The organism is Paenibacillus sp. F411, from assembly GCF_017582705.1.
GTDB lineage: Bacteria > Bacillota > Bacilli > Paenibacillales > Paenibacillaceae > Paenibacillus_AQ > Paenibacillus_AQ algicola.
Genome location: NZ_JAGFIP010000032.1, coordinates 1 through 6856 on the forward strand (window position 1 = coordinate 1; position 6856 = coordinate 6856).

The window sequence follows — 6856 nt, forward strand, 5'->3', positions numbered from 1 at the left end:
TACAATAGCCTCTCAGCATTTTCACAACTACTTTTACTCACAGCAGTCTGAACTACCTCTTCTTGAATTTCCTGTAGAGTATTGAAAAATAATTCTTGGCTAGGACTCAACTTTCTCATACAAGCCTCCCACTATAAATTAATGATTTGGACTGTCAACAGTAAATCAGACAACTTTTTTAAGGGCCGCAGCTTTATACTGAACGGGCGTCATGTAACCTAGTGAACCATGAACCCGGTGTTTGTTAAACCAGTTCACATAATCATATAATTCTAACCTAAGATGGTGGAGACTCTGGAAATTCATCTGGTTAAAGAATTCGGTCTTCATTACTTTGTAAGTCGCTTCAGCGACGGCGTTGTCGTAAGGACAGCCTTTCATGCTGAGTGAACGACCAATGTTAAAGGTCTGTAACAACGCATCCATAGTCTGGTTTTTAAACTCTCTTCCACGATCCGTGTGAAACCACTGTATGTCGCTCAAATCGCCTTCTACTGTGGCAAAGGCACGAGAAATCAAAGCAGCATCCTTACGTGGACCTGCACTGTGCCCAATGATTTCTCTATTGAATAAGTCGATCAGTACACAAATGTAATGCCACTTATGCCCGACTTTAACATACGTCAGATCGCTGACGACAAAACGTTTTGCTTCTTTTTGGTTGAATTCGCGTTTCAAAACATTGGCTGTTTTTGCATCGTTACAAGCCGTTTTATGCGGTTTATACTGAGCGATTGTGTACGTGGACACAAGACCTTGCTCTTTCATAATCCGCCCAATACAGCGCCTGGAAACCGTGTATCCTTGCTCCTGGAGTTTCGTTCTAATCTTCCGTGTTCCGTAGGCTTTGCGATTACTCTGGAAAATCTCTACGATAGCTTTCGTAAGGTTATCGTCGACTTTGTTACCTTTCTCGCTCGCTTCATAATAGAACGTGCTTTTAGCGATTTGCAGGACTTCGCACATTGCTGATACCGAGTATTTATCACTGTTTTGCTTAATGATGTTTATTTTCGTCCCATGATCAGCGCGGCTTGCTTTAAAATGTCATTCTCCATTCGCAGTTGCTTCAGTTCTTTTCGAAGCGCAATAAGTTCATTCTCTTCAGCGCTTCGATTGTCTTTTTCAGAAAACGAGCCTGAGGTTTGTGATTGTTTGATCCAGCGATCTAGCGCAGAGGGGCTAAGCTCATACTCGTTTGCAATGGCCGCTCTTGTTTTCCCATTTGTATATAACTGAACCATTTGTCTCTTAAATTCTGCTGTAAATGTACGTCTTTCTCTTGGCATAGTAGATCTACTCCCCATGGTGTTGTTTTCATTCTACTAGCCCTTATTTTTTCTGTCCAACTAAGTGTAGCGATTCAGATTTCATCTTCTTGAGATTTTAAGCTATATCCCTCTCTTGCTTGTCCTTGAGTGGAAACTCGTCTGTACCCAACGACATTCAACTTTTCACCCTCCCGTTACGGAAATAACAGTTTATGTAACGCTTTTAAACGAATAGTGAGTATTATAAGACCATCTCTTGTAAAAATACAACCTAAAATTTATAAGCCAACGCTGAGTAAGAACGCCTTATTACGTTAGCCATTGTTTATCGCCACGAGCTTTGTCATTCTCGTTAATTTATTATCCTTTCCATGTCATAACTACCCCTGCCATGTAAAATGTCATCTCGCCCATTTTCTCATTCTTGTTAGTTCCTCCATGTATTGAAACGATACTCCATGACGGTACAACCATCATGAGCTCTCGATTCTCATACAGGTCATTTTCTTTTTCTCTCACTCAATATCAGCTGATTTAATATAGGCATTAAAGTAAGAAACCTTGAAAGGCAAATAGCCAATCAAGGTTTTAAGAATAGTTTTATAAATATTTTTCTGCCATTCTTTTCTTTAAAATTTCAATGAAATCATTCGCATATTTTTTATTATCATTCAAAGAATAGATTGCTAATTCATTTTCATCTTTTCTTTTAGATAGATCAAAATAGAAAACATCATCATTTGCTTCACAAATTACAACTTTCTCTTTACTGTAATTTTTATTTTTCATGTTTAATTCATAATTATACACTACATCTCCACCGACAACGGTATCAAAATCTTGTTCATAAATACTAAATATCTCTTCACCATAGATTTCTCCACCACCATAGTTTCTTAACCACCATTTGTAAGAATCAGGAAGTCTGAAACCTAGTCGCTCTTCAGCTTTTATTATCCATTCTTCAGAAATCCCCTCTCCATAATCTGCGAATTCAACCGAATCCCCCGCTTCAGCAATTAGCTTTTGTATCTCATCATACTTATTCATTTTATCCCTCTTTCTTATTGCATAAAATCATTGGATCTATTATTCCAATATCCTTTTTTCCAAGCGTCAAAATCCGCCTTATTTATCCCAGATGGTAATTCCCCAGTATTAATATGAAGTATAGAGTAATATTTTTGATGAAAAGACTGACTAACTTCTGCAATAGATCCCGACTAGGTCTGGGTTAAATGATATAGATTTATTGATTTACCATCATATCCTATTGGAGCTCTCCCAGATGCCATTCTTTCAGCATTTGTGCCAGTAACCGTTTTTCCCTTTGCCTTCCAAGAACTTATCGTATTAGGGTCAAACAAGTCATTTCTAGGATACAACTTATTACCATTAAATTCTATAACGTTATCCCAATACTTGTTAACTGACTTAGCAGTTTCACCCCCACCCTTACTCTTCCCCGCCTGAATCGCATCCAGCCCCAGCGGGTCCACAAACGTCACCGGATTGCCGTTTACATACCATCACCAAAATCACTAGCAATTACTTTATAACTTTGTCTGTCCAACTACCACATACTCAATAAAACCCTGTTCTTCACAGTATGCTTTGAATTCATCTTCTTGAGATTTTAAGCCATCTCCCTCTCTTGCTTGTCCTTGAGTGGAGACTCGTAGATACCCAACAACGTTCAACTATTCACACTCCCGTTACATTTTAATTTTCGTAACGCTTTTTAAACGAATAGCGAGTATTATACGACCGTCTCTAGTTATATACGATCTGTCGCCGTACGAATACCGAGATGCAATTCAACAAGGAGTGGTGGAGCCCAAGGTCATCAAAGTGTAACCGCCGGAAGGAAAATGACGAAAACCGAACAACCTTAAGCAATTCAATGCAATTGGTCGAATAAGAGGTGCGTGGTCCGAATTAAAGGGGTTAAACCGGTTTTATAGGTGTTGTACGTACTTTATAATTTGTAAGAACATAATATAGAGCTTACAAGAGTTACTCATATTCTCTGAATAAAAAGTGAACTATTCGTCACTGGATAGCCCCCCAATAAAAAAGAAACCTTGAAAGGCATATAGCCAATCAAGGTTTTCAAATCTATACTTCTAGCTTAACTAAGTCTAATAAAAAATCACCAAAGTCATTAGCAATTATTTCATATGTTTGACTCTCTAAGTCAACTCCAGGTACAAAAGATACTACTTTTGGTTCACCATTATCATCAAGTTGATTAAAGTCTAAACAAAATATTTCGTCACTCCCTGTATCATATATAACTAGTAGATTATTAGGTAGATTAATTTCTCTTCGTTCTGTTAAAGTGTACCATATAGCGTCTGGAACTGATGAATTTTCAAAATCAGCATTAATAATTCCGTATATTTCTTGTGCTCCGAAATTACCTGCTCCAAATGCCTTTAAATAATCAAGATATAAACCAGTAAACTTTAACCCTAATTTTTCTTCAGCCAAACTAATTAATTCATCTGTATGACCACCCACAAAGTCTGCAATCTCTTCTTCACTCAAAATAATTTCTTTTGCTTTTTGATAATTTTCTACACTCATTTCCATTCCCCTTTAACATTAAAAGTCATTGGCTCTATTTTTCCAGTAATCAGTTCGCCATTTATTAGAGTCTGTAAAATAGATTGTGTAAACTCCCAAAACTATTAAAATGAAACATAGTAGAAAGGTTGGGAGAACACATGGGACTTTGGGATAAACAACAGCTGCGAGCTTTCATTGAAGAGAATAATCTGATGACCGCGCAGGATGCACAAAACGCCTTGAAAGATCTGTTTGCAGAAACACTTCAGGAGATGCTGGAGGCCGAGATAGATCAGCATCTGGGTTACGAAAAGCATGTCGTGAAGAACAAGCAAACCACAAACAGCCGAAACGGCAAGAGCAAAAAGAAGATCACCAGTGAATATGGTGAGCAGCAAATTTTGGTACCTCGAGACCGTGAAGGTGAGTTTGAGCCGTTAGTGGTCAAGAAGCATCAGTCCAATGTGACAGGCATTGAGGACCAAATTATTGCACTTTATGCCAAAGGCGTCAGCACTCGTGAGATTCAGGACCATCTGCAGCAGCTGTACGGCCTCGATGTCTCTCCGACCTTCATCTCCAACGTGACCAATAGATTATCCCTCTCGTGAAAGAGTGGCAGAATCGCCCCCTACAGAGCGTGTATGCTGTGGTGTTTCTGGACGCCATTCATTTCAAGTTGAAACAGGATGGGGCCATCGTCAACAAGTCTGCTTACATGGTCATTGGCATTGATTTGAATGGAAACAAAGACGTCCTTGGCATGTGGATTGGTGAGAATGAGTCTGCAAAGTTCTGGCTCAGTGTGCTCAATGAATTGAAAAATCGCGGTGTTCAGGACATTCTCATTACTTGTGTAGATAACCTTACGGGCTTCTCACAAGCGATTTCAGCATGTTATCCCAGTAAGGAAATCCAAAAATGTATCATCCACCCAATCCGCAACTCCACCCGTTATGTATCCTACAAAGATCTCAAGAAGGTGACCTCGGATTTAAAGCCCATCTACAAGGCCACAACAGAGGACATGGCTCTACTGGAATTGGATCGGTTTGAGGAGATCTGGGGCGCCAAATATCCACTCATTGTCCGTTCCTGGCGCAACAATTGGGAAGAACTTGCCACGTTCTTTAAGTACCCGCCTGAGCTTCGCAAGCTTATTTATACGACCAATATGATTGAGAACTACCACCGCCAACTCCGTAAAGTGACGAAAGGGAAAAGCATCTTTCCTACGGATGAATCTCTTCTCAAAATGCTCTATTTAGTGACGGTCGATGTGACTCGCAAGTGGACAGGTCGTGTCCAAAACTGGGGCCAGATCCTGCTTCAACGATCCGTGTTTTATCCTGAGCGGATTGGCCAGCATCTGCCTTAAAGAGCATCTTCTTCTCTTAACATTAACAGGGGAACTCTTGATTTAGAGTTTACACAAACTTATTGACAGACCCAAAAATTATAAGATATTTCTTATTTCTAGAAATTCACAACCAGTAATATTACTTTCTTCAACTAATTGCTTAAAAGTTTCTGACACGAATAACGGAATTTCAGCTCCCTTTAATTTGAACAAATTTTTGTTATTTATTTTGTCTTCCGATACTGCATATTTTCTTACAGAATATATTTTTTCACCATCTAATTCCATAACACTATAATCAGAGTTTTCTAGGTTTAATGCGTCAACTACCCCTAATACATTTGCAACAAAATATTCATGGTTCTCTATCTTATATTTACCTTCAAAATCAACAATATTTACAGGTAGAAATTGCACACCTTCTTCAAATTTTTTTATTACATCCTTAAACTTTTTTGATACAATGAACCAGCCTAAATTATTTGCTAAATAGTCAGTAAATCTATTTCCATCATGTAGATTAAAATAAAAAGTGATATTCTCATTCCAATTCTCTAAAAAATTCCCTTCTTTTAACTCATACTGCTCAAATCCATGTGTATCCTCACAATGAACAACTACATCATTATCGTTGCAGTCATCTAAAATTAGTTTGAAGTATTTCATTTTGACCTCCAATATTCTTTATAAAGCATATCTGGATTATCCCTTACTTCCTGCTTTAACCCTTCATACAATTTAAGGAATTTCTCCCTATCTCCTTTAGCTAATCTATCATAAGTGCTCAGTTTATCTAATACATAATCATGATATGCATATGGATGTCTCCCTTGATGAGCTAATAATTCCTTATTCCATTCATCATCTAAATCTAAACCATACTTTTTAGTTATATTCTCCATTTGAGGAGTGTATTTCTTACTTTTATTTGTTGCATAGTGGTGTTTTTGTAAAGGTTTAGTAGTACCCTTACTCTTCCCTGCCTGAATCGCATCCAGCCCCAGCGGGTCCACAAACGTCACCGGATTGCCGTTTACATACGCGAAGCGGTTCATACTGAGCCCCAGGCTCACTTCTCCTCGCAGCACATCGCGGTTCATAAACCGCTTGATGTCCGGGTTATAGTATCGCGCGCGCATGTAGTAAAGGCCGTTGATGTCAGTCTGTACACCATCGCGGCCGTTGTAGGCGAACGGCTGGCGGGTGGTGCCCTCGTGCTTCACGAGTTCGCCGAAGGCCCCATAGGTATAGCGGTCGGTGACGTCGCCTTCTTCATCTGTGAGCCGTGTCGTACTGCCGCGCAGATCGTAATGGTAGCTTTGGTAGCGCCCGTCTGCGCTCTCGCGGCCAATCAGGCCGAGACCGTAGACATAAGCGGCGCTCACTCTGCCCGCCTCATCGGTCTCCAGCAGCAGCTGGCTGTACTCTGCATGCGGATTTACCACATAAAGAGTGGTCTGGCCCTTCACGTTCATCCAGGTCCGCTCGTTCTCTGCATTATAACCATACGTAATACTGCCGGCCTGGTAAGAGAATCCTCCTAAGTCTAATTAGTTAAAAAGAACTAGAGGTTTTCCCCTAGTTCTTTTATTTCAACTTCATGATTTGATGAAATCTACGCAAACATCATGTAATTGGATATTTTCCTTCAAGG

Annotated in this window: 6 protein-coding genes and 3 pseudogenes; 1 reads left to right on the plus strand and 8 read right to left on the minus strand. The window is 39.6% G+C overall.

Annotation, left to right across the window (positions count from 1 at the left end):
• Nucleotides 1-165: 165 nt before the first annotated feature.
• From JJQ72_RS19885 to JJQ72_RS19910, 6 genes and pseudogenes are all read right to left on the minus strand, one after another.
• Nucleotides 166-1307 (minus strand): IS3 family transposase gene (locus JJQ72_RS19885; protein WP_481856874.1). Its coding sequence is split into 2 segments (ribosomal slippage): nucleotides 166-1043 and nucleotides 1043-1307, totalling 1143 coding nucleotides; the frame shifts between segments, so codons are not numbered across the junction.
• 59 nt (nucleotides 1308-1366) lie between these two features.
• A pseudogene (locus JJQ72_RS20585) lies at nucleotides 1367-1450 on the minus strand (recombinase family protein); the annotation flags it as partial.
• A gap of 421 nt (nucleotides 1451-1871) precedes the next feature.
• Complete coding sequence (locus tag JJQ72_RS19890; protein ID WP_208204748.1) at nucleotides 1872-2321, minus strand: SMI1/KNR4 family protein; 450 nt, start codon at nucleotides 2319-2321, stop codon at nucleotides 1872-1874.
• Nucleotides 2322-2335: 14 nt separating this feature from the next.
• A pseudogene (locus JJQ72_RS20945) lies at nucleotides 2336-2779 on the minus strand (HNH/ENDO VII family nuclease).
• 45 nt (nucleotides 2780-2824) lie between these two features.
• The gene (locus JJQ72_RS19905) at nucleotides 2825-2971 is read right to left on the minus strand and encodes a recombinase family protein (protein WP_208204750.1); all 147 of its coding nucleotides are present in this window, start codon (nucleotides 2969-2971) and stop codon (nucleotides 2825-2827) included.
• Nucleotides 2972-3389: 418 nt separating this feature from the next.
• A complete protein-coding gene (locus JJQ72_RS19910) occupies nucleotides 3390-3860 on the minus strand; it encodes an SMI1/KNR4 family protein (protein WP_208204751.1) in 471 nt (156 codons plus the stop codon).
• Nucleotides 3861-4000: 140 nt separating this feature from the next.
• Between JJQ72_RS19910 and JJQ72_RS19915 the strand changes: the two are divergent.
• A pseudogene (locus JJQ72_RS19915) lies at nucleotides 4001-5220 on the plus strand (IS256 family transposase).
• Nucleotides 5221-5298: 78 nt separating this feature from the next.
• Here the strand turns inward: JJQ72_RS19915 and JJQ72_RS19920 are convergent.
• Nucleotides 5299-5868: an imm11 family protein gene (locus JJQ72_RS19920; RefSeq protein ID WP_208204752.1), complete on the minus strand. Its 570-nt coding sequence runs from the start codon at nucleotides 5866-5868 to the stop codon at nucleotides 5299-5301.
• The gene (locus JJQ72_RS19925) at nucleotides 5865-6677 is read right to left on the minus strand and encodes an RHS repeat-associated core domain-containing protein (protein WP_243896296.1); all 813 of its coding nucleotides are present in this window, start codon (nucleotides 6675-6677) and stop codon (nucleotides 5865-5867) included. The genes JJQ72_RS19920 and JJQ72_RS19925 overlap by 4 nt, the downstream gene beginning before the upstream one ends.
• Nucleotides 6678-6856: the final 179 nt, after the last annotated feature.